General features: G+C 51.6%; 24 protein-coding genes and 1 riboswitch. Of the genes, 8 read left to right on the top strand and 16 right to left on the bottom strand.

All coding sequences use genetic code 11. The features are described from left to right. Positions 1–2: 2 nt before the first annotated feature. From cobS to QJT81_03495, 7 genes are all read right to left on the bottom strand, one after another. Positions 3–743 carry an adenosylcobinamide-GDP ribazoletransferase gene (cobS, locus tag QJT81_03525; GenBank protein ID WGZ95071.1) on the bottom strand — a complete coding sequence of 247 codons (741 nt, stop codon included), beginning with the start codon at positions 741–743 and terminating at the stop codon, positions 3–5. Continuing rightward, entirely contained in the window at positions 743–1798 is a 1056-nt protein-coding gene (gene cobT, locus QJT81_03520; protein WGZ95070.1) for a nicotinate-nucleotide--dimethylbenzimidazole phosphoribosyltransferase, read from the bottom strand. Before cobT ends, cobS begins: the two co-directional genes overlap by 1 nt. Next, positions 1782–2315, bottom strand: a complete 534-nt coding sequence (cobU, locus tag QJT81_03515; protein WGZ95069.1) for a bifunctional adenosylcobinamide kinase/adenosylcobinamide-phosphate guanylyltransferase — start codon at positions 2313–2315, stop codon at positions 1782–1784. The genes cobT and cobU overlap by 17 nt, the downstream gene beginning before the upstream one ends. A gap of 7 nt (positions 2316–2322) precedes the next feature. Then, a complete protein-coding gene (locus tag QJT81_03510; GenBank protein ID WGZ95068.1) occupies positions 2323–2859 on the bottom strand; it encodes a gamma carbonic anhydrase family protein in 537 nt (178 codons plus the stop codon). After that, the gene (locus tag QJT81_03505) at positions 2856–4058 is read right to left on the bottom strand and encodes an ATP-binding protein (protein WGZ95067.1); all 1203 of its coding nucleotides are present in this window, start codon (positions 4056–4058) and stop codon (positions 2856–2858) included. Before QJT81_03505 ends, QJT81_03510 begins: the two co-directional genes overlap by 4 nt. Positions 4059–4124: 66 nt before the next feature. After that, positions 4125–4706: an NUDIX domain-containing protein gene (locus QJT81_03500; protein ID WGZ95066.1), complete on the bottom strand. Its 582-nt coding sequence runs from the start codon at positions 4704–4706 to the stop codon at positions 4125–4127. Positions 4707–4983: 277 nt separating this feature from the next. Further along, positions 4984–5802, bottom strand: a complete 819-nt coding sequence (locus QJT81_03495; GenBank protein WGZ95065.1) for a GTPase domain-containing protein — start codon at positions 5800–5802, stop codon at positions 4984–4986. 334 nt (positions 5803–6136) lie between these two features. Here QJT81_03495 and QJT81_03490 point away from each other — a divergent pair, with 334 nt between their 5' ends. From QJT81_03490 to QJT81_03480, 3 genes are read left to right on the top strand one after another with little or no spacing between them, the layout of a single operon-like run. Continuing rightward, complete coding sequence (locus tag QJT81_03490; protein WGZ95064.1) at positions 6137–6376, top strand: BrnA antitoxin family protein; 240 nt, start codon at positions 6137–6139, stop codon at positions 6374–6376. Between the two features lie 44 nt (positions 6377–6420). Then, on the top strand, positions 6421–6630 hold the full coding sequence (locus QJT81_03485) for a DUF2281 domain-containing protein (protein ID WGZ95063.1): 210 nt from the start codon (positions 6421–6423) through the stop codon (positions 6628–6630). Between the two features lie 2 nt (positions 6631–6632). After that, positions 6633–6875, top strand: coding sequence for a hypothetical protein (locus tag QJT81_03480; protein ID WGZ95062.1), 243 nt, complete (start codon positions 6633–6635; stop codon positions 6873–6875). Positions 6876–6905: 30 nt separating this feature from the next. Here QJT81_03480 and QJT81_03475 read toward each other — a convergent pair whose 3' ends face one another. From QJT81_03475 to tkt, 7 genes are all read right to left on the bottom strand, one after another. Continuing rightward, on the bottom strand, positions 6906–8159 hold the full coding sequence (locus QJT81_03475) for a type II toxin-antitoxin system HipA family toxin (protein WGZ95061.1): 1254 nt from the start codon (positions 8157–8159) through the stop codon (positions 6906–6908). Next, the gene (locus QJT81_03470; GenBank protein WGZ95060.1) at positions 8156–8470 is read right to left on the bottom strand and encodes a hypothetical protein; all 315 of its coding nucleotides are present in this window, start codon (positions 8468–8470) and stop codon (positions 8156–8158) included. The genes QJT81_03475 and QJT81_03470 overlap by 4 nt, the downstream gene beginning before the upstream one ends. A gap of 217 nt (positions 8471–8687) precedes the next feature. Further along, the gene (gene fba / locus QJT81_03465) at positions 8688–9752 is read right to left on the bottom strand and encodes a fructose-bisphosphate aldolase class II (protein WGZ95059.1); all 1065 of its coding nucleotides are present in this window, start codon (positions 9750–9752) and stop codon (positions 8688–8690) included. A 45-nt stretch (positions 9753–9797) separates the two neighbouring features. Further along, a complete protein-coding gene (gene pyk, locus QJT81_03460) occupies positions 9798–11240 on the bottom strand; it encodes a pyruvate kinase (protein WGZ95058.1) in 1443 nt (480 codons plus the stop codon). 108 nt (positions 11241–11348) lie between these two features. Further along, complete coding sequence (locus QJT81_03455; protein ID WGZ95057.1) at positions 11349–12530, bottom strand: phosphoglycerate kinase; 1182 nt, start codon at positions 12528–12530, stop codon at positions 11349–11351. Positions 12531–12718: 188 nt separating this feature from the next. Further along, positions 12719–13723, bottom strand: a complete 1005-nt coding sequence (gene gap, locus QJT81_03450; protein WGZ95056.1) for a type I glyceraldehyde-3-phosphate dehydrogenase — start codon at positions 13721–13723, stop codon at positions 12719–12721. Between the two features lie 78 nt (positions 13724–13801). Continuing rightward, entirely contained in the window at positions 13802–15796 is a 1995-nt protein-coding gene (gene tkt / locus QJT81_03445) for a transketolase (protein WGZ95055.1), read from the bottom strand. 361 nt (positions 15797–16157) lie between these two features. Beyond that, positions 16158–16241, top strand: a riboswitch (S-adenosyl-L-homocysteine riboswitch). A 26-nt stretch (positions 16242–16267) separates the two neighbouring features. On the opposite strand from tkt, the gene metK reads away from it, so the two are divergent. The 5 genes from metK to QJT81_03420 all read left to right on the top strand — a co-directional run bounded on the left by metK (position 16268) and on the right by QJT81_03420 (position 21951). Continuing rightward, positions 16268–17431 (top strand): methionine adenosyltransferase, encoded by a 1164-nt coding sequence (gene metK / locus QJT81_03440; GenBank protein WGZ95054.1) that lies wholly within the window; start codon positions 16268–16270, stop codon positions 17429–17431. A 20-nt stretch (positions 17432–17451) separates the two neighbouring features. Continuing rightward, positions 17452–18858 (top strand): adenosylhomocysteinase, encoded by a 1407-nt coding sequence (ahcY, locus tag QJT81_03435; GenBank protein WGZ95053.1) that lies wholly within the window; start codon positions 17452–17454, stop codon positions 18856–18858. A gap of 66 nt (positions 18859–18924) precedes the next feature. Next, positions 18925–20355: a class I SAM-dependent methyltransferase gene (locus tag QJT81_03430; GenBank protein WGZ95052.1), complete on the top strand. Its 1431-nt coding sequence runs from the start codon at positions 18925–18927 to the stop codon at positions 20353–20355. Further along, on the top strand, positions 20348–21220 hold the full coding sequence (metF, locus tag QJT81_03425) for a methylenetetrahydrofolate reductase [NAD(P)H] (protein ID WGZ95051.1): 873 nt from the start codon (positions 20348–20350) through the stop codon (positions 21218–21220). Before QJT81_03430 ends, metF begins: the two co-directional genes overlap by 8 nt. Then, positions 21220–21951, top strand: a complete 732-nt coding sequence (locus QJT81_03420) for a 16S rRNA (uracil(1498)-N(3))-methyltransferase (GenBank protein ID WGZ95050.1) — start codon at positions 21220–21222, stop codon at positions 21949–21951. Before metF ends, QJT81_03420 begins: the two co-directional genes overlap by 1 nt. 1 nt (position 21952) lies before the next feature. Here QJT81_03420 and QJT81_03415 read toward each other — a convergent pair whose 3' ends face one another. Beyond that, positions 21953–22912 (bottom strand): FHA domain-containing protein, encoded by a 960-nt coding sequence (locus QJT81_03415; protein ID WGZ95049.1) that lies wholly within the window; start codon positions 22910–22912, stop codon positions 21953–21955. After that, the gene (locus tag QJT81_03410; protein WGZ95048.1) at positions 22900–24165 is read right to left on the bottom strand and encodes a serine protease; all 1266 of its coding nucleotides are present in this window, start codon (positions 24163–24165) and stop codon (positions 22900–22902) included. Before QJT81_03410 ends, QJT81_03415 begins: the two co-directional genes overlap by 13 nt. Between the last annotated feature and the right edge of the window lie 4 nt (positions 24166–24169).

Below are 24169 nucleotides of genomic sequence, written 5' to 3'. Positions count from 1 at the left end.
CATCAAACAGGCATCCCCAACGCCACCCCAACCAGCCACAACATCTCACCACTTTCCACCGCTGCACCTGCCGTATCGCCAGTACAGCCTCGCAAACGCTGCACCATCATCCGGCGCAATAACCAAAACCCAAGCAGCACCGCCAACAAACCTTGCAAAGAAACCAGCGCCACCGCTACCAACGTTACCAACGTAAGCCACCAAGCCAAAGTGCGTGGCAACTGTTCGGTAACGGCACTGGCTAAACCGCCAGCCCGCACATAAGGTGTGGTCAAAAACAGTAACAATACCAACACCCGCCCCAATACCGGAGCCAGCAAGATCACCCACCACGCCCCGTGTTCCAACACCACCACCAACGCGGCGAATTTCAGCAATAACAACCCGACCAGCGCGATTGCACCCGCCGCACCGATCAACGGGTCTTTGAGAATACGGTGCGTCTTTTCCACATCGCCAAAACCGCCAAGCCACGCATCGGCACTGTCTGCCAACCCATCCAGATGCAGCCCGCCAGTAATAGCCGCCCATAACACGGTCACTATTGCTGCCAGCAATACCGCCGGTGCGTGTGGAAACAATACCAGCGGGAGGCACAACAAAGCACCAATCAACAAGCCCACCAATGGATAAAATAAAGCTGCCCGCCCAAAATCCACTGCTTCCAGCTTCCCCAAATCCGACACTGGAATACGGGTCAGAAATGACAGCGCAAGGAAAAAATAGCGGGGTATATTATGCATCACAATCGCGCTGCCGCTTCACCCGCCACCGCTGCTTCAGCAAACGTTGCCATGCGGTTATGTAAAGCGCACGCCATGCGTAACAACGGCACAACCAGCGCCGCGCCACTGCCCTCCCCCAACCGCATTTGCAAATCCAACAACGGCTGCAAACCTAGAAAATCGGTTGCCAACACATGCCCCGGTTCGGCAGACGCATGACTGAGCAATAACCATTGCCGCACATTCGGCTGCTGTTGCACTGCCACCAGAGCGGCGGCGGTGCTGATAAAACCATCCACCACAATGGGAATGCCCCGTTGAGCCGCTCGGCAATACGCCCCGACCAATGCGGCAATTTCAAACCCACCGACGCAACGCAATGCCTCCAACGGCGCATTCAGGTGATGGCGATGCACATCAAGAATGCGTTGAATAACAGTCACTTTATGCGCAATACCGGCAGCATCAAGCCCCGTGCCTGCGCCGGTGGCAACACTTGGTGCAACATCCAGCAAGGCACAATACAACGCGGTCGCGGCGGTGGTATTGCCGATGCCCATTTCACCACCAATAAACAGATCCGCTTGCTGGGCGTAAGCGCGTTCGGCAGCAGCATAGCCAGCTTGTAACGCAAGTTTGAGCTGGTCCAAGGTCATGGCGGGCGCTTGCGCACTGTTTGCCGTACCCGCACCGGCACGTTGACTGATCAGCCCGGCATGGTTTAGCGGGTCTTTGACACCGACGTCGATGATTTCCAGCGTTGCACCCAGCTCTCGTGCCAGTACGCTGATGGCGGCACCACCGTTGAGAAAATTGTGCACCATTTGCCCAGTCACCGCTTGCGGGAAAGCGGATACGCCCTCTTCCGCCACCCCATGGTCGGCGGCAAAAATACTGATGTAAACCTTATCGGCACGGGGGTCTTCACGGCCTTGCAGGGCTGCCAGTGTCACTGCCAACGTTTCCAACCTGCCTAACGCGCCGCTAGGCTTGGTGAGTTGTTGCTGACGTTGTAAAGCCAATTCTCGGTAATGTTCTGTCGCGCTTGCGCAGGGTTTATTCAGCCAATCCATTGAAATTTCCTTTTAATACTTGTGGCAAACCTGCCACCATGAACACCACCGTTTCCAGTTGTGCGGCTAATTGCTGATGCAAGCGCCCTGCGCTGTCAACGTAACGGCGCGTCAATTCGCCCAATGGCACGACGCCCAACCCGACTTCGTTACTGACCAACAAGGTATGCCCCGGCAAATGCGGGAGCGTCTCTAACAATGCGGTGGTTTCTGTTTGCAAACGTTGCTCGTCTTCCAAACACAGCAAATTGGTCAACCACAGTGTTAGGCAATCCACCAGCAACAAGCGGTGTGAAGCAGCATGATGTTGCAGGGTGGCGGCAAGTGTTAGTGGCTCTTCTACTGTCAGCCAATATGCAGGGCGAGTAGCGCGGTGATGGGTAATGCGTTCTTGCATTTCAGCGTCATGCGCTTGCGCAGTCGCGATATAAGTAACCTCGTGACCGGACTGTTGCGCTAACGTTTCGGCATAATGGCTTTTACCGGAACGTGCGCCGCCGAGAATTAAAGCTTGCATACTGTTTTCACTCCGAGGCAGCCGTTCTTAGCGCCAACTTTGCATAGTAATTGGCTGAATAGCTGAAATATGCCCGCTCTTTTTCGGTCAGCGCCCGCGACTGTTTGACGGGGTTGCCGACGTACAAATAGCCGCTTTCCAAGCGCTTGCCCGGCGGAACCAGACTGCCTGCGCCGATCATTACCTCGTCTTCGACCACTGCGCCATCCAGCACGATAGCGCCCATGCCGACCAAGCAGCGGTTGCCAATGGTACAAGCGTGTAACACGGCTTTGTGACCGATCGTGACTTCATCGCCAATCAGCAGCGGGCGACCGTCGGGCGAGGAATACGGGCCGCCGTGCGTGACATGCAGCACCGCGCCGTCTTGCACATTGGTCAAGTTGCCAATGCGAATGTGGTTGATGTCACCGCGCACTACCGCCATCGGCCACACCGATGAACCTTCGCCTAGGGTGGTTTGCCCGCTGACATACGCCATCGGGTCGACATAGGCGGTCGGGTGCAGCGTTGGGGTGTGGTTTTCAAAGGCTTTAACGGTCATGAATGGCATCCTAGGGGTGGTTTTTCTAATGCGAGCCATTGTAGCAGCCATGCCTGCACCTGCGTATACGGTAATACCGTAAACGCACTGCGCCGTTGTGCTTCCGCTCCGCCATACACCAATGTCATACCGGCAATCCGTTCACCCAAGGCAGTTTTTACCCGTGTGGCGGCTTGCATGGCATCGCTGGCAACCGTTTGCGCGGACTTGATTTCGAGCAGTTGCAATTTATCACCGGTTTCCAGCAGCAAATCGGCTTCGTTGTGGTTGGCATCGCGGTAGAAAGACAGGTTGGGTTTTGCGCCTGCGTTATGCAGGGTTTTCAGCACTTCCAACACCACGAGGTTTTCAAACAAATTGCCCCGCAGCGGGTGTGTGGGTAGATACGCGGGCTGGGTGATCCCTATTAGCCATGCGGCAAGCCCCACGTCGTAAAAATAGAGCTTGGGCGATTTGATCAGGCGTTTGCTGCCATTGCTGAACCAAGGCGGCAGGCGAAACACGATATAGGAGGCTTCCAATAAGGTGAGCCATTCTTGCACGGTGTTGCCTGATACGCCGACATCCGCTGCGAGACTTTGCATATTCACCAATTGCCCGACGCGCCCCGCTACCAAGCGCACAAATTTTTCAAACAGATGGAGGTTGCGTAACTGCACCAATTCACGCAAATCGCGCTGCACATAGGTTTCAAAGTAATCACCCAACGCCACGGCGGGGTCTAGTTGTTGGGCATGAATGCGCGGATAACCGCCTTGGTACAAGAAATCATCCAGCCTTGGCGTTTCCACCATCGGTAACAATTCGGCAATCGACAGCGGCAACAATTTCAGTAAGGCAGTACGCCCCGCCAATGACTGCGAGATGTGGCGGCTGAGTTCAAACTGGTGGCTACCCGTGAGGATGAATTGCCCTGCTGTATTCTTTTCATCCACCAATACCTGAATCCATGACAGCAAGTCGGGGACGCGCTGAATTTCATCAATCACCGCCCCATCGGGGAATTGGCTCAAAAAACCGCGTGGATCAGTGCGGGCAAAATCGCGGGTATCAGGGCGTTCCAGATTGGTGTAAGGCTTGTTGGGAAAGGCTTCCCGACACAATGTGGTTTTGCCGGATTGCCGTGGCCCCGTGACCGTCACGACGGGCCATTGGGCAGCACGCGCCAATAAAATGGGAAGTATGTGGCGTTGAATCATGACGCACCCTGCAAATCTGAAGTAGTACTTCATTTTTGCATAGAATCAATCGCGCCAACAAGCGCATTAACGGGGTGGTTTTTCTAACGCCAGCCATTGTAGGGCAATGATTGCTAGGGATGCTTGGATTTTACCGGCTTTGAGCCATGCCAGCGCGGTGTGGCGCGGGATGACCGATACGCGAATGTCTTCGTGTTCTTCGGGCAAGCCGTGGATGCCGGTGGGTACGGCGGATAAATCGACGGGGGCGTAATACAAGCTGACGATTTCGGTCGAGCCGCCTGCGCTCGGGTAAAAGTCGATAATGTGTTCCAGCGTGTCGAGGGTGCAACCGGCTTCTTCTTGGGCTTCGCGGCGTGCTACGTCTGCATTGCTTTCGCCATCTTCGACGATGCCTGCGACGATTTCGACCATCCACGCACCTTGGGCATCCCGCAAGGCAGCACCGGGACGGAATTGCTCGATCACTAAGAGCGTATCCGCGACGGGATCGTGCAATAACACGGCAACGGCATTGCGGCGCTCGAAAATTTCCCGCCTGACCGTCCCCGACCAACCGCCTGCAAACAGCTCGTGGCGGAATTCGTAGGCATCCACGCGGAAAAAGCCTTGGTACAGATTTTGTTGGGAGAGGATGTCGAATTTCATGGGGTCTTGATGGCAGGTTATGGAAGCAGCAGTGTGCAACGTGAGGGATAGAATTGCAATTTGCGGCGGCTTAGGAGCAGCATGATGATTAGTTGACTATTTAATTTTTCTTTTGCAGAGTGATAGTGGAGAGATAATAACCATCTCCACTATACCATCGGTAAGTGAAAATTCGGTTTCTCAAAAATTCGTAACTTATTGATTGTTAATGATTGATGAAAAACACTGAAACCGAGAACTCAATTGCCGATGGTATACTACTAAAATATTTGAGCTTTTATGCTGGTGTTAGAATTTTTTTCATAATTATCCCTTTGGCAATATCAAAAATATCGACTTTAGCTAAAGACTCTGCAATATTTTGACCCACCCCAATTCTAAGAAGAATATCATATATTCCATCTCCAAGCTCCGCTCGGTGTTTATCTAAACCAAAAAAACCGCAAACAGAGTTCCATAACTTTATAATTAGTTTTTCAGCATCACCTCGATTTTCATAAAGCAAATAAGGCGTTGATAGTGAATTTTTTAAAATAGATTTTAAAATAAGGTCTTTAGATTCATCCCGAAGTTCTTTATATGCACTTTCAAGCCTTCCCCCTTTTGCAAAGCAAGTAGCGTGTATCTGAGTATACTCCATATTATCTTTTATAAACTCTCCTCCATTTTTATCTACCCAGCTATTCATAGGATCTTCATTTTCACAACCCGTTACAACTAAAATAACTGGTATTTTCTTTCCCGTTAGCTTGTCAACAAAAAAATCATAGTTTTTCACATGGCTTTGAGTTATTCTAGGTGCTTTCATTACATGAATTAATAAGCTGTAGCCATGCTTTGATGCTTTTAATAATTTAACAATTTGCTGAATTGCTTCATGAGGCAGAACTGTTCCTGAACTTGATTCATCAAGACCTATTGTATCAGTTATAATTATTTCTTTTTCTTCATAAGAAAAAGAAGGATAGGTGTTTGATTGAAAAGTTACACCTCGCGCATTACTTTCAGCCGGATAGTCGATACCTGATACGGCATTACATAAACTTGTTTTTCCTGTTCCAGTGGAACCAAAAACTAATGCTCTTATTTCTGACATATAAATAGCCTTATTTTGTTGTGGATTTTTGGGTGTTTACTTTTCCATTATATTTTACAATTACCAGATTAAGTCAATAAAATCTTGACGAAAGGCTAATAAGCACATCGACAACGAACGCGGTGACAGCCTGCATCTTTGTCCAGCTTACTCTCGTCGCCCCGTCAACCAAGGCACTGGTATCCAAATTTTGCTCTTGTGTCACACTACAATGTAATTATAATAATGCCATGAGCAGCCTGAAATTTGAGTGGGATGAACGCAAAAATATCCTAAACCAGAAAACGTGATCACGACACGATCCGAATCATTTCCGCACGAAAAGCAGACAAATTTGAACGACGGCAATATGAAGGTGGTCACCATGCGTGAAACTTATGATTTTTCAAACGCTATCAAAAATCCCTACGCTAAACGGATGAAGCAACAAATCACCATCCGTATAGACCAAGATACCGTGGATTACTTTAAAGCGATGGCTGACGACAAAGGCATTCCTTATCAGAGCCTTATCAATTTGTACCTGCGTGACTGTGCAAACACACGCAAACAATTGGATATATCGTGGGCGTGAAAATACGTATAGTGCAACCATAGCAACTGCGGAGCAAAACAATCATGGCAACAGTAGATCTGATTACAGAACACACACGCCGCCTACCGGAAAGTGTCCAGCGTGAAATCCTGAATTTTGTTGAGTTCCTTTTCAACAAATACAACAAAGTCTCTGCGCAAGCACCATCCGTGGGCAAACGACAAGCTGGTTTACATTCGGGCAGTGCGGTGATGGCAGACGATTTTGATGCCCCATTGCCGGACTTCTTCTGAACATGGAACTGCGCACACATAGCCAATGCCGTGATGCGCCTCAAAGTAGAACTCATGGAGGGTTAATTATGTGGCAAGACCCAATCATTAAAGAGACACGCGAGTTGCGCAATCAGTATGCAGCGCAGTTTAACCACGATTTAGATGCGATATTTGAAGATATTAAAAAGAGACAAGAAAAATCAAAGCGCAAACAAGTATCCTTCTCCCCACGCAAAGCTGTCACAATAAAAAAATGCGCTTAAAATTGTGACCCTTTATTCAATACCGAAAAATCACAAACCATCCAACGCCGAGCGTAACCGCATCGCTTTACGCTCCGGCTGATCAATGAATGTCCGCAAATACCCAATATCTTTACCCGACACGCCAAAACTCGCGAAAACCTGATCCCATTCCGCCACCACCGCCGCCACCTTGAACCACTCTTCAATCGCCTGCTCACGGCTCAACCCAAACAAACCACATTCCGACAGCGCGTTATCCAATGTCCCCAGCGCCCCCTGCTGACCAACCCCCATCTGCTGATAACCCGCGTTTGACGTATTCGGCAACACATCGAAGGCAGGCGCAAGCGACCAAAACCCCGCATCAAACACAAACGCATGATTCTTTTCGTGATCGTCAGAATTTTCAATCAGGATATTGAACGCCATCCGCCGAAACAACTCCGCCCGTTGCTGCGTTTGCACATCCGCCGCCCCCGCTTGCAACACAAACGCTGCCATTGCCCCATAGCTCAACTCATCCAGCGGCGCACCAAACCCCACCCCCGCCAACAACACCGTTTTGGCAGAAAGGGTACGCAAACGCTGGTTTGCCCGTCGGTCAAAGCGTTCAACCGCCACCACATGCCCAAAAAGTCCGGGCAATGCCACCGAATGCGCCACAGTAATACCCGCTTGCGCCGCCAATCTCAGCGAAGCATGTTCAATCAACCCAAGGTCAATGTTTGCCCCGCGTGGGAATTTGGCAATCCAGTCCGTGCCTTCCATCGTCACCAAAGCTTTGGGGTGCGCCCCGCCCATCGTTTTGGTCGTTCCCGCAATCAGCTTTTCCTGCTCGGTCAGGGGTTCATTCGCATCAATCCGCTCAATCAATGCCTGTAAAGCGTGAATCGAATCCGCACTCGGCAATGGCTCACCCCGATGCGGCACATAGCGGGATTGCTCAACAGAAAACCCCAACGCCCCGAAACGGTGATCCCCCGCGTAATACAGAAAGTCCAAAGCTGTTGCCCGTGGCGGATTATCAATGAAACGAATTGCCCGCTCGCCCCAACGGTCAGGCATGGCATCATCCAACGCGCCAAACAACCGATCACGTACCGTGGGTGTCAGTACAGCGCGTTGCAACGGCATATCGCCCGATAACGAGTAGCCGTTTGCCAACCAACTACGCTCGTAGACAAACGCCACGCCTCGCCCGCCCAATGCCAGCGATGCCGTCCCCACCCGCACGGGAGTCTGCGGGTCAGTCAAATTCCAAACCGCCAATTCATTACCCGGTAAGATTTTCTGCGTACTCATGAACGCCCCTTCGGCAGCTTCGCCAATTCGATAGCCAGCGCCTGCTCATCGCTTGCCGGGTCTGCCAAATTCGCAACATGCTGAATCTTCCCGACCAACCAAAGCGCCATCACATACACCGACACCCCAACCGACGGATCACCCGCCTCCATACGCTGCAACGTAGGCACAGAAACACCCACCCGAGCCGCCCACGAACGCAACGACTCGCCCCGCCGCAGACGGGCAATACGCAAATCTGCCCCCAACGTTTCAAGGGCAAGGTGAACTTGTTTAGGGCTGGCTGATGCGGTGTTGGCTGCTTTACTCATGAACATAAGTATAGACAAAATTGGCTATTTGTAGATTTTTATTTAGCTAAACGTGCACACCATTTTCCACAGTGCCTCTAATGCAAGCCGAAAAAAGCATTTAGGCTATTCATCATAAAGTTCTTGGTCATTTAGACAGAAAAAGGGAGCCAAAGCTCCCTTTTTCTACACACCATGTAGCCGCTTGCCGTGCAAGCGATCACCCACAGCAACCCGATTAAGACACTTTCGGGTCGAGCTTGCCAGCTTTGTATTCACCGAACATGACTTCCAGTGAAACCGGTTTGATCTTGCTAGCTTGACCGGCACAACCAAACGCTTCAAAGCGGTCTTTACAGATGCCTGACATCGCTTTGGTCGCTTCTTTCAGGAATTTACGCGGGTCGAAGTTGGACTTGTTGTCAAACAAGTGCTTACGGATTGCACCAGTCGAAGCCATACGCAGGTCAGTGTCGATGTTGACTTTACGCACACCGTGCTTGATGCCTTCCACGATTTCAGAAACCGGTACGCCGTAGGTTTGACCCATATCGCCGCCGTAGTTGTTGATGATTTCGAGCCAATCTTCTGGCACAGAAGAAGAGCCGTGCATTACCAAGTGAACAGTCGGAATGCGAGCGTGGATTTCTTTCACACGGTCGATACGCAACACGTTGCCGGTAGGCTTCTTGGTGAACTTGTATGCACCGTGTGAAGTACCAATCGCAATCGCCAGCGCGTCAACACCGGTCTTGCGCACGAAATCCGCCGCTTCTTCCGGGTCAGTCAGCAGTTGGGAATGATCCAGCACACCTTCTGCACCGTGACCGTCTTCTTCACCCATCATGCCGGTTTCAAGTGAACCCAAGCAACCCAATTCGCCTTCAACGGAAACGCCACAAGCGTGTGCCAACTCAACCACTTTACGGGTGGTTTCAACGTTGTATTCGTAGCTGGACGGGGTTTTTGCATCCGCCATCAACGAGCCATCCATCATGACAGATGAGAAGCCGGACTGGATAGAACGGAAGCAAACCGCTGGTTCAGCACCGTGGTCTTGGTGCATAACCACCGGGATGTGCGGGTACATTTCGATAGCCGCTTGTACCAAGTGACGCAGGAACGGTTCGCCTGCGTAAGAACGCGCACCCGCAGAACCTTGCAGGATAACCGGGGAGTTGCACGCATCAGCCGCTTGCATGATGGCGTGGATTTGCTCCATGTTGTTAACGTTGAACGCTGGCATCCCGTAGCCGTTTTCAGCCGCGTGATCCAGTAATTGACGCAAAGAAATCAAAGCCATGTTGTTCTCCTCAAAATGTTGTTTAAACTGTTAACGTATTGTGCCTTAGCCGTTCTGGTGTTCACCGACGCGCAGAATCTTGAGCTGATTGGTGCCGCCTTTCGTGCCCATCAGGTCGCCTTTGGTGATAATGACCAGATCACCGTTTTCCACGATGCCTTCCTCAATCATTAATTCGACCGCTTGACGGTTGGCTATTTTCGGGTCTTTCATCGGTTCATGCAATTTCACTGGGTAAACACCCCGATACATGCTGACCCGCCGCGCTGCTTCATCGCTGGAGGTCAGCGCGTAAATCGGAATACCGGAACGAATCCGCGACATCCACAACGGGGTTGCGCCCGACTCGGTCAATGCCGCAATCGCGCGTACTCCCATGTGATTGGCTGTGTACATGGTTGCCATCGCAATACCTTCGTCAATGCGCTCGAAACGGTCTTCCATGCGATGCCCGGAACGGCGGGTTTCGTTGGAATTTTCCGCTTCCTTGCAAATCGCTGCCATCGTTTTAACCACGAGCGCCGGATGTTTGCCGGTCGCGGTTTCGCCCGATAACATCACCGCATCCGTACCATCCATGACCGCGTTTGCCACGTCGAAGACTTCCGCCCGCGTCGGGATCGGATTTTCGGTCATGGTTTCCATCATTTGCGTGGCGGTAATTACCACACGATTGAGGGTACGCGCCCGACTGATTAAGCACTTTTGCGCCTGTGGCAGCTTGGCATCGCCAATTTCCACCCCTAAATCGCCGCGAGCAATCATAATCACGTCAGAGGCGAGGATGATTTCGTCTCGAATCGCCTCTTGCATGGTTTCAGCGCGTTCCATTTTGGCAACGATAGCAGCTTTGCAACCCGCTTCCAGAGCCAAACGCCGTGCCTCATGGATGTCATCTGCCGAACGCGGGAATGACACTGCCAGAAAATCCACGCCAATGCTGGCAGCAGCGGCAATGTCTTCCCGGTCTTTGTCGGTCAAGGCTTCGGCACTCAAGCCACCACCGCGCCGATTCAAGCCCTTGTTGTTGGATAAAATACCGCCGTTGATGGCGCGGGTATGGATTTCCTGTCCCTTCACCTCGACGATTTCCAACACAATACGCCCGTCATCCAACCAGAGTTCGTCTCCGGCACTCACGTCGTTGACCAGTTCTTTGTAACCGAGGCCAACGCGCTCTTGCGTTCCGGCATCGCTGGCAAGATCCGCATCCAAAATGAAAGCATCACCCGCTTTCAGGATAATTTTGCCGTCTTTAAAACGCGCAATGCGTAATTTTGGCCCTTGCAGGTCGCCGAGAATACCGACGATGCGCCCTGCTTTATGCGCTAACTCACGCACTAAAGCCGCACGCGCCGCGTGTTCCTCGTGTGTACCGTGTGAGAAATTCATCCGCACCACGTCCACACCCGCCCGGATAATCGCTTCGATTGCTTCCGGCGTATCGGTAGCAGGCCCCATGGTCGCTACAATTTTTGTCCTTCTCAATGGATTACCTATTAACTGTGTGCTGTAAAGTGCGTAGTTTATGCTTGTTTTATGTCATTTGTGTGGGATTATAGGGGCAATTCATGAATTACCCCTACGGAGGGCTTGTTAGCCCTTAGCGCGTTCTTCCAACATGGCAACCGCTGGGAGGACTTTACCTTCGAGGTATTCGAGGAAAGCACCGCCCGCAGTGGAGATGTAGGAAATCTTGTCGTAAATATCGTACTTCTGGATCGCCGCGATGGTGTCGCCGCCGCCTGCCAGGGTGAAGGCTTTGGTTTCCGCCATTGCCATTGAAATCGCTTTCGTGCCTTCGCCGAATTGGTCAAACTCGAATACACCGACTGGGCCGTTCCAGACGACCGTGCCAGCGTTCATGATAATATCGACCAGTTCTTGCGCCGATTTAGGGCCAATGTCGAAAATCATGTCGTCGTCAGCCACGTCTTTGGCGTCTTTCAATACGGCTGGTTCGGCTGGATCGAATTTCTTACCGCACACCACGTCAACCGCGATGGGGATGATTGCGCCGCGAGCGGTCATTTTGGTAATCAGCGCATTGGCGGTGTCAACCAGATCATCTTCGCATAAAGATTTACCGACGTTGTGACCTGTGGCTTTCAGGAAGGTGTTAGCAATACCACCGCCGACAACCAACTGTTCGCACTTCTCAGACAAGGCTTCCAAAACGGTCAGTTTGGTGGAAACTTTAGAGCCACCAACGATAGCCACCATTGGGCGAGCCGGGTTTGCCAGTGCTTTATCCAGTGCAACCAATTCTTCAGTCAGCAACATACCCGCCGCTGCGACTGGGGCAAACATACCTACGCCGTAAGTTGAAGCCTCAGCACGGTGCGCAGTACCAAACGCATCCATCACGAATACATCACACAGGGCAGCGTATTTCTTGGCGATTTCTTCAACGTTTTTCTTTTCGCCTTTGTTAACGCGGCAGTTTTCCAACACGACCAACTCGCCGTCAGCCACGTCAAAACCACCGTCAACCCAATCCTTGATCAAGCGCACATCTGAACCCAAACGCGCGGCAATATTGTCAGCAACGGGTTTCAGGGAAACCGCTTCAGACCACTCGCCTTCGGTCGGACGACCCAAGTGAGAAGTCACCATTACTTTTGCACCCGCATCCATCGCGAACTTGATGGTCGCCATTGATGCGGTAATGCGTGCGTCGGAAGTGACTTTGCCGTCTTTGACAGGAACGTTCAGGTCGGAACGGATCAGAACACGTTTGCCCTTCAGATCCAGATCGGTCATTTTGATGAAAGCCATGTGGTGGAACTCCTTGCAGAAATCAAATCAGTCAAATAAAGCGCGGGATGATTTATGTGACGGATCTGAAGATTACCCCCCACCCTAACCCTCCCCCGCAAGGGGGGAGGGAAAAGATGCACTCCCACAATCCCCTCTTGCTCCCTTCACCCCTTGCGGGGGAAGGGTTGGGGATGGGGGTTCTTCTCTTAGTTCGCTGCTACGTGCTCAACAAAGCGCAGCATGTTCGCGGTGTAGCCGTATTCGTTGTCGTACCAAGCCACGACTTTCACGAAAGTGCCATCCAGCGCGATACCAGCTTCAGCATCGAAAATGGAAGAGAAGCCAACGCCACGGAAGTCAGTGGAAACCACTTTCTCGTCGGTGTAGCCCAGCGTCTTGCTCATGTCGCCAGTGGTAGACGCTTCTTTCATCGCTGCACAGATTTCAGCGTAAGTCGCTGCATTGTTCAGCTCAACCGTCAGGTCAACCACAGAAACGTCAGAAGTCGGCACGCGGAACGCCATACCGGTCAGTTTGCCTTTCAACTCTGGCAGTACCACGCCAACTGCTTTAGCCGCACCAGTGGATGATGGAATGATGTTTTCCAAAATACCACGACCACCGCGCCAGTCTTTCATGGAAGGGCCGTCAACAGTTTTCTGGGTAGCAGTTGCAGCATGAACGGTAGTCATCAAACCACGCTTGATGCCCCACTTGTCGTTCAATACTTTCGCAACAGGTGCGAGGCAGTTAGTGGTGCAAGATGCCGCAGAAATGATCGCCTGACCTGCGTAAGTGGTGTGGTTTACGCCGTAAACGAACATTGGGGTGCTGTCTTTGGAAGGAGCAGACATAACGACTTTCTTCGCGCCCGCTTCGATGTGCTTTTGGCAGCCAGCGTCGTCAAGGAAGAAGCCAGTGCATTCCAGCACGATGTCTACGCCGATGTCGCTCCACTTCAGGTTAGCTGGGTCGCGTTCAGCAGTCAGACGTACAGTTTTGCCGTTTACGACCAGGTTGCTGCCGTCAACCGCAACGTCACCATTGAAACGACCGTGTACGGAGTCGTATTTCAACATGTACGCGAGGTAATCAGGTGCCAGCAGGTCATTGATACCGACCACTTCGATACCGGGAAAATCTTTTGCAATAGCGCGGAAAGCCATACGACCGATACGGCCAAAACCATTGATACCAACTTTAATTGTCATGGAGAACTCCTCAAAAATTAACCAGATAAAATAGTTGGCGGCTCCCCTCCTCAGAAAAGCCGCCGGGTGTTGTAATGCTTACGCGACGCTATTGATAGCGTTCAGAACATTGTCAGCGGTGAAGCCGAATTGCTTGAACAATAGGTCAGCCGGGGCAGATTCACCAAAAGTGGTCATGCAAATGACTTTGCCGTTCAGGCCAACGTACTTGTACCATGCATCACCAACCGCTGCTTCAACAGCAACACGGGCAGTGACGGCTGCTGGCAATACAGATTCTTTATACGCCGCATCTTGTGCATCGAACACATCACAAGAAGGCATGGAAACCACGCGCACTTTCTTGTCAGATTTCGCTGCTGCTTGCATAGCCAGTTCCACTTCAGAACCCGTGGCAATCACGATCACGTCAGGTGTGCCGTCAGTGTCTTTCAACACGTAGCCGCCTTTAGCGATGTTGGCAATCTGTTCAGCAGTACGCACTTGATGCTTCAAGTTTTGGCGCGAGAAGATCAGGCAGCTTGGGCCTTTGTATTCAATCGCATGTTTCCAAGAAACGGCAGTTTCTACTGCGTCACATGCACGCCAGACGGACATACGCGGAATCATGCGCAGCGTTGGGATTTGCTCAACTGGCTGATGGGTAGGGCCGTCTTCGCCCAGGCCGATGGAGTCGTGGGTGTAAACGAAGATGCTTTGAATTTTCATCAACGCCGCCATACGCAGCGCGTTACGGGCGTATTCAGAGAACATCAGGAAAGTCGCACCGTAAGGCAGTAAACCGCCGTGCAAAGCCATACCGTTCATGATCGCGCTCATGCCGAATTCACGCACACCGTATGACAGGTAGTTGCCGCTGAAATCTTGCGCTTTGCCGTGGCCTGCACTGATGTGCTTGCTGGACTTGTTGAAGGTATTGTTGGAAGGTGTCAGGTCAGCCGAGCCGCCAAGGAATTCAGGCAGCAACGGTGCGAACGCATCCAGCGCATTTTTGGAAGCCACGCGCGTTGCAGGTGATTCAGCTTTGGCATCAATCGCCGCAATAGCAGCAGCAGACGCTTCAGCCCAGTTCGCAGGCAATTCGCCCGCCATACGACGCTTGAATTCAGCCGCTTCTGCTGGATAAGCCGCCGCATAAGCCGCAAACGTGCCGTTCCACGCTTCTTCAGCCGCTGCACCTTTGGCTTTTGCATCCCAACCCGCGTAAACGTTGGCAGGGACAACAAACGGTTCGTGTGACCAGCCCAGTTCAGTACGGCACAGAGCGATTTCTGCATCACCCAGTGCAGCACCGTGGCAGTCATGTGAACCGGCTTTGTTCGGGGAACCGAAGCCGATAGTGGTTTTGCAGCAAATCATGGACGGCTTGCTGGTTTCAGCACGTGCAGCTTCTACTGCTGCTTTGATCGCGTCAGCATCGTGACCGTCAATACTGATAACATGCCAGCCGTAGGCTTCAAAGCGCATTGGCGTATTGTCAGTGAACCAGCCGTCCACTTCGCCGTCGATGGAAATATTGTTGTCGTCGTAGAAGCAAATCAGTTTGCCCAGACCCATTGTGCCTGCGAAAGAGCAAGCTTCATGGGAGATACCTTCCATCAAGCAGCCATCGCCTAGGAACACGTAGGTGTAATGATCAACAATGTCATGACCCGGCTTGTTGAACTGTGCAGCAAGGATTTTTTCCGCCAATGCCATACCCACAGCATTGGTGATACCTTGACCCAGCGGGCCGGTAGTCGTTTCAATGCCAGGTGCATAGCCGTATTCAGGGTGACCTGGTGTTTTGGAATGCAGTTGGCGGAACGCTTTCAGGTCGTCCATTGACAGGTCATAGCCGGTCAGGTGCAGCACGGAGTACGGCAGCATGGACGCATGACCGTTGGACATGACGAAACGGTCACGGTTGACCCACTTTGGATTTTGTGGGTTGTGGGACATGTAGTCGTTGTAAAGGACTTCGGCAATGTCTGCCATTCCCATCGGTGCGCCCGGATGCCCGGAATTTGCTTTTTGTACGGCATCCATAGTCAAGAAGCGGATTGCGTTAGCCAGCTCGCGGCGTGTAGTCATTAGACGGGTCTCCTGTAGTTTTCAAATATCGTGATCAGCCACGCAAGCGGCGTAGCTAAAAAATGGCGAATGCAAGATGCCGATACTGACTGTTACCACCGAAGGATGCAGTCCAATATGGGGTTCCTGCATTGCCCTGATATTGACTGCCACTTCGTTAGCGCGACCAAAACGAAACAGCAGCGCCTTATGTGTATTTATTATTCAGGCAAATTAAAGCACATCTATTGTGGCTAACTTCTCAAGCAGGGGCAACTCCCCCTAGTTGGATAGATAAAACCTTGTTGATCGGAAAATTACAGCGAATCCACCTCTCAACAATGCTGCATGACAGATTTTTTTACGCTATTATTGCGCACACTCATCCGAGGAGCGTTGCGACAAAGGGGTTTTGATACTTTGCCAGGCTCGGATTGTGTTGAACATACAACGGCGCTCAGTCATTTAATTTTTAGTTTTAGGAGAACATTAATGACTGAGAGAAGTTACCTCTTCACGTCCGAATCTGTTTCTGAAGGCCACCCGGACAAAATGGCGGATCAAGTTTCCGATGCCATTTTGGATGCAATCATTGCCAAAGACCCGTATGCACGGGTAGCGTGCGAAACCCTGACCAAGACCGGCATGGTCGTACTGGCAGGCGAAATCACCACCACTGCGGAAATCGACTACGAAGGTATCGTGCGTGGCGTGGTCAATGACATCGGCTACAACAATTCCGAAATCGGTTTCGACGGCCACACGTGCGCGGTCATCAATGCACTCGGCAAGCAATCCCCCGACATCGCGATGGGCGTTGACCGTGCCAAGCCAGAAGATCAAGGCGCGGGCGACCAAGGCTTGATGTTCGGTTACGCCAGCAATGAAACCGACGTATTAATGCCAGCCGCACTGACTTACGCCCACCGTTTGGTGAAACAACAGGCGGATATGCGTAAAAACGGCACACTGCCTTGGCTGCGCCCGGATGCTAAATCCCAAGTCACCGTGCGTTACGAAGGCGGCAAAATCGTCGCTATCGACGCAGTAGTACTTTCCACCCAACACAGCCCCAACATCAGCTTGGATGACCTGCGTGCTGGTGTGATGGAACACGTCATTAAGCCGGTACTGCCACAAGAATGGCTGCACGCTGGCACTAAATACCACATTAACCCCACTGGCAACTTCGTAATCGGTGGCCCTGTGGGCGACTGCGGATTGACCGGGCGTAAAATCATCGTTGACACTTACGGCGGTATGGCACGTCACGGCGGCGGCGCATTCTCCGGCAAAGACCCATCCAAAGTTGACCGTTCTGCGGCGTATGCAGGCCGTTACGTGGCGAAAAACATCGTCGCGGCGGGCTTGGCGGATCGTTGCGAAATTCAAGTCTCCTACGCTATCGGTGTCGCACAACCGACTTCCATCACGGTTGAAACCTTCGGCACCAACAAGGTCGATGAAATCCTGATCGAAAATCTGGTACGCGAACACTTCGACCTGCGTCCTTATGGCATCACCAAAATGCTGGATCTGCTGCGCCCGATTTATCGCGGTACGGCGGCTTATGGTCACTTCGGTCGTGATGACCTTGACCTGCCTTGGGAACGCACTGACCGCGCTGACGCGTTACGCGCTGCTGCTGGCCTGTAAAAATATTAGGAGATTTCAACATGACTACTTTTAACGACTATATCGTCGCCGATATGGGCTTGGCTGCTTGGGGTCGTAAAGAACTCAACGTTGCTGAACACGAAATGCCCGGTTTGATGGCGATTCGCCGCGAATTTGCGGAATCCAAGCCGTTGGCGGGTGCGCGTATCGCGGGTTCACTGCACATGACCATCCAAACTGGCGTGTTGATCGAAACCCTGACCGCACTGGGCGCAGACGTGCGCTGGGCTTCTTGCAACATTTTCTCCACGCAAGACCACGCCGCAGCCGCCATTGCGCAAGCAGGCGTTCCGGTCTTCGCGTACAAAGGTGAATCGCTGGAAGAATACTGGGATTACACCCACAAAATCTTCGAGTGGCCGAATGGCGAACAAGCGAACATGATTCTGGATGACGGCGGCGACGCAACACTGCTGCTGCATTTGGGCGCACGTGCTGAAGTTGACCCTAGCTTGGTTGCCAAGCCTGAGTCTGAAGAAGAAACCTATCTGTACGCCGCCATCCGCAAGCGTCTGGAAACCTCCCCGAACTGGTACAGCAGCCGTTTGGCAGAAGTCCGTGGTGTTACTGAAGAAACCACTACCGGGGTTCACCGCCTGTATCAGATGCACGCGCGTGGCGAGCTGAAATTCCCCGGCATTAACGTCAACGATTCCGTCACCAAATCCAAATTCGACAACCTGTACGGCTGCCGCGAATCACTGGTTGACAGCATCAAGCGTGCTACCGACGTGATGATTGCGGGCAAAGTCGCACTGGTCTGCGGTTACGGCGACGTAGGCAAAGGCTCTGCGCAAGCCTTGCGTGCTTTGTCTGCACAAGTCTGGGTTACAGAAATCGACCCGATTTGCGCCTTGCAAGCGGCAATGGAAGGCTACCGCGTGGTAACGATGGAATACGCGGCGGATAAAGCTGACATTTTCGTGACTGCAACCGGCAACTTCCACGTCATCACCCATGACCACATGAAGGCGATGAAAAACGAAGCCATCGTCTGCAATATCGGTCACTTCGATAACGAAATCGACGTAGCCTCACTGGAACAGTACGAGTGGGACGAAATCAAGCCACAAGTTGACCACGTGATCTTCCCTGACGGCAAGCGCATCACACTGCTGGCAAAAGGCCGTTTGGTGAACCTGGGCTGTGCGACTGGGCATCCGTCTTATGTCATGTCTTCTTCGTTTGCGAACCAGACGATTGCGCAAATCGAGTTGTGGACTGAACGCGATTCCGGCAAATACCCGATTGGCGTTTACACCCTGCCGAAGCATTTGGACGAGAAAGTTGCACGGTTGCAGTTGAAAACCCTCAACGCGCAACTCAGCACCTTGACCGAAAAGCAAGCGCAGTACATTAACGTAGCGGTAGAAGGGCCTTACAAGGCTGACCATTACCGTTATTAATAAATAAGTAAATAAAAGGGCGGGAGGGACTTTTCTCTCCCAGCCTATAACTGGGCTGCGATTCCAATGCAAACTGAACGGGTTATTTGGCTAAACCCACCACAACCAACCGATGCTCCCTGCATCTTGTGCGGTAACACCCTCGGCAACGAAATTGTGTTACAGGCTGCCCATTGGCACGCCGATTACGGTTATCTGAATACCGCCCATTGTAAGCAATGCGGTAGTGCTTGGTTTCCAGATGCACAACAACATAACGTCCCTTATCCTTCCACTGAGATAGTGCTACAAGACCCAAATTTCATTTATCTGATTTACCATTATCTCGAAATTGTTGGTGGATTAGATTGGAAAATTGGTTTACTGGAACGCTTGCCATTTAGCCGTTTCCGCTCAGTATTGGAAGTGGGTTGTAATGCTGGGGTTGCGCTGGATTATTGCCGGACAGCATGGGGGGCGGACGTTGTAGGTTTAGAACCTTCCGCTTACGGCGTAATGGGCGCACGTTTGTTAGAAACGCCAATTTTGCACCGCTACATGCATGAGGCAGAAGAAATTCAAGGCAAGACCTTTGATTTCATTTTTGCCACTGAAGTGCTGGAACATGTTCCAGAACCGCTAGGTTTTTTGCAAGAGCTGAAAAGTTACCTCGCACCTGACGGTATTGTATTGCTGACAACGCCACGTTCAGGTTCGTTAACACCCGAAACCCCGCCAGGGGAGTTATACGCGGCCTTATCAGCCGGAGCACATTACTTCTTGCTGTCGCCTGAAAAACTGGCCGATTTGGCGACTCAAGCGGGTTTTGCTTGGTCGCATATTGAGCCATTTGGCATGACCAATGTGGCAGTTTTAGCTGACAAACCTATTGATTTCAGTAATAGCGTGCTAGTCAGCCAGCGACTTCAGAATTATTATCAGCATAGGTGTGCCACCCCAGTTGAGGACGCAAGAACGCATTTGGGGCATTTGTTAAACCATTACATCAGCAGCCGGAGTATTAATCACGTTGTTGCTAATGATGTCATGGTATTGATCCGCTCAGGCTTGACGGAACAATTCGGCATTGACATTGATGAGCCAGATGCGTGGTTAGGCAATGTGCTTGAAGCCAACCATTTAGTCACGTATGGTAAATTCATGCCTTACGCTTTACCCTTTTACCTTTATTGGCTGGCACGTGACCTGCGTGCAACCGGAGAAGCTAAACACTATCTTGAGTTGGCACAACTGTTAGCGACCAAAGGGTTGGCAACAGACTTCCTTAGCTTATTTGTTTACCATCGTTTATTCGATCAAATCAGTGAGGAAATGACTGACGCACTGCGTGCTCCGGGTAGCATTGCTTCACGCTTGCATGAAATGACTGCCCAGCTTATTGTGAAAATACCGGAATTGCAGCTTCCTGCTGTTGCAACACCAACGCATTGGTTGCAGCGCACAAAAGCCAAACTATTACAGGCTGGCTCACGTTTTTTGAGACTAAATTATGACTGACGACCATCAACACGATCACGTAAATCACGATGATCTAATTTTCAGCTTCGAGTTTTTCCCACCCAAAACCGACAAGGGTGCAGAAAATCTACGCGCAGTACGCAACGAATTAGCGGCATTAAACCCGCGTTTCTTTTCGGTCACTTACGGCGCAGGCGGCTCAACGCAAGCGAATACCTTGAACACCGTGCTAGAAATCCAACGTGATTCCGGCATTGAAGCCGCACCACACTTGTCGTGCGTGGGTTCGAGTGCCGAACAAATCCGCGAAACATTGGACACCTACCGCAATAACGGCATCAAGCACATTGTCGCCTTGCGCGGTGATTTGCCGTCCGGTTCACGCGATCTGGGGCAATTCCGCTACGCCAACGAACTGGTGGAATTTATCCGCAAGGAAACCGGCGACCATTTCAATATCGAAGTGGCTGCTTACCCCGAAATGCACCCGCAAGCCCCCAACCTCAAAGTCGACATCGACAACTTTGTGCGCAAGGTGAATGCAGGCGCGAACAGTGCGATTACGCAATACTTCTTCAATGCGGATGCGTATTGGCACTTTGTGGATGAATGCGTGAAAAAGGGCGTGGAAATCCCCATCGTCCCCGGCATTATGCCGATCACCAATTATTCACAACTGGCACGCTTTTCGGATATGTGCGGGGCGGAAATTCCGCGCTGGTTGCGCAAGCAACTGGAAACCTATGCGGATGATGTGGAATCCATCGCCAAATTCGGTGAGGAATTTATCAGTTTACTGTGTGAAAACTTGCTTGAAACAGGTGCACCCGGCTTGCATTTCTACACCATGAATCGGGTTGAACCGACCATGAGTATTTGGAAAAACATCGGGTTGGCAGACTGATGCGCGTCCCGCGTTTTTATGTGTCGCAACCTTTCTCTGTCGGGCAGGAATGCGTCTTGCCCGACACGACGTTTCGCCACGCCATCCAAGTGTTGCGCTTAGGCGTGGGCGAACCACTCATCCTGTTTAACGGTGAAGGTGGCGAATATGTCGCACACATGAGCCATATCAGCAAACGTACTGCATCGGTGCTGATCGACAGCTTTTCCGCGATTGACACCGAATCTCCCGTCCACCTCACCCTCGTGCAAGCGGTTATCAAGCCTGACAAAATGGATTTTGCCCTGCAAAAAGCCGTAGAACTCGGTGCAAATACCATCCAGCCACTGATCACGCACCGCAGCGTAGTACGGGTTGGCAAAGAGCAAGTGGATAAAAAATTGCAGCACTGGGAGGGTATTGTCGTGGCAGCGTGCGAACAATCAGGGCGTACTCGAATGCCTACCGTACAAGCACCGTTGACGCTGGAACGCTGGCTGGAAACACCTTGTGTGGGTACGCGGATAATTCTCGCGCCCGGTGATTTCCCGCGCATTCACGCCTTGTCGTCAGAGTTACCCACACCGATTGCGCTCTTGATTGGCCCCGAAGGCGGGTTTACCGATGCAGAAGTGGAAACTTGTGTGCAAGCTGGGGTAATGCCCGTCTCGTTGGGGCCACGAATATTGCGGGCAGAAACAGCGAGTAGCGCGGCACTGGCCTTGCTCCAGCACCGCTTTGGGGATCTTTAACTTACTCGTCGGCTAATTGCGAAGGCAAGGCATCTGCGGCGCGTTGCAAATACGTTTCCAATGGCAGTGGCGGATTCGCATGAATATTCAACGAACTCAATTCCTGATGGTAATACGGCTCGCTGGAAAACTCATTCGCCAGTGTCACTTGATCCAACACGCTAATCGCTCGCAACCCCAACGGCAGCGCACTCAATACCAAAGCAATGCCCAAAGCAAGCAAACGTTTCTGACTCAATACCCAATGCAGATAAGCATACAACAACGCGGGTATCAGCACGAAACCACTGACGCCGGTCATGAGCCAGGTAAACGGCGCATCCGAGGTCAGAAAATAACTCAGCCAGCCGCTTATTTCTTCCAATACCATCGGCACTAGATTAAACAATGACACCACACTCAACGCCGGAGCAAACTCCCAACGGTGCGTGAACAGTCGCGTAATGCCACTGATCACCAAAGTCGCAAACAGCATCCACACCAAGGTCGGCAACACCCCACTGATGTAAAACAGCGGATCTTTAGCCGTTGTCACATTCAAATAATCGTTCAGCAACAGCGATACCACGGTCAACAACAGCAACAACACTGCCCACAACGGCTTACAAAAAGGTGTAAACAAGCCCCCGCAACGGCTAACGTGAGTGATTTCCACCGGCATCGCAGTCGACGCTAAACGCAAACGGCGATTACCCAACAATAGTTGACTCGGAATCGGCGCTTGCACGGGCTGTAAACCAAGCTGATGCTTATTCAGGCGCGTACCGTTTTCACTCGACAAATTGTGAACGAATACCTGCCCCTTAGCGTCTTGCTCCAAACGCAAATGGTAGGGTGACACCGAGTTATCGGAGAGAATCACATCATTATCCAGCGCCCGCCCAATCGTTACCGGGAACTGCTCCAAACGGTGGTATTGATTCAAACCGCGTGTTTGAATTTCCAAAATCATGGTTGCCATTTGAAATCCCCCAACATGCGCTGCAACAACGCCATGCCACTCTCAAACGTTGTGCCGGTCATGTCCAAATTAAACAGCATTCCCTGACGCTTATGCCCCACCAACGCCGCCGTCACCAGCAAATCACTCAGCCCGGTATAATTGAGGTAATCGCGCCGACACACTGTCATTTTGAATTCTTGCCCCGCAATCAGCGTAAAATCGGTGAAACACTCAAAATTGGTCACATCTTGCTTGCCCGCCCCACTCGCTGACACGCTGGCATTCATAATCTCGTAATAACGGTAAAAGCGTGCCGGAATCGTTTCCCCCGCATCAAACCACACATACTCGTAGTCCAAAGTACCCACTTCCAGCTCATCATCCAGATAAATGCTGCTCTCATTGCTGCACTGGGTGAAATACGAACGCATTAACGTATCCGATTTGGGTTTATCGCTGTTATCCCAGCAACGCACCACGCCGGTAACATCCATCGGCACTTTGAAACGCCCTAGTTGCTGAAGCGTCCATTCCCGCTTCTGCAAATTTTGCACGTACTTATCCGCATGGTTTTTCAATTGCTCGGTAATGCGCTGCCCAATATCCGCATCCGCCTGAAATCCGGTCAATTTCAGACGTTCCAAAATAATCGCTAAATAGTCCGCAGGCACGAGGTAACTCAAGCCATTGCCCGACGTCGCCACATTGACCCCCACTACGTTTTTGTTCTCATCCAACGTAGGGCCACCGCTCATCCCGGCATTCAGGCTGCCGGAAAACAGAATATTGTTATCATCGCTGGATTTCATGACCCCGTTATTCGTGCCTTCCACAATAGAGAAGCCTTTATCCATCGGATTTCCTAGGGAATATAACCGCGCTCCCTTGGGTGGAATCTTCGCAATCTGCAAGGGCTTACCTAAAGGCATGTCGGCTTTCAATACTGCAAGGTCATGCAACACATCCACTGCCAGCAATTCTAAGCGCCCGGTATTGCCGGAAGTCGATAAATAATCCAGTGCAAAATCACCTTCCGGGTTATTGATGTAGGTGCTGACCACGTGGTAATTGGTCGCAATAATATCCGGGCGCATCACTACAAACGCCGAGCCAATTGCGGTTTTTTTACCGGTTTGCTGATTAATAACCCGCACTTGATACACCGACGCTTCCACATCGGAATAAATAGAGGAAGAACTGTTTTCCGCCCACGACGGCGAGGCGACCCCTAACCACAGGGTCGCCCACAAAAGCAAAAGTCTTAACGACACTAGG

The sequence above is a fragment of the Candidatus Thiothrix putei genome (assembly GCA_029972225.1).
GTDB lineage: Bacteria > Pseudomonadota > Gammaproteobacteria > Thiotrichales > Thiotrichaceae > Thiothrix > Thiothrix putei.
The sequence above is the reverse complement of the archived record's forward strand: the minus strand, read 5'-3'. Positions and strand labels throughout refer to the sequence as shown.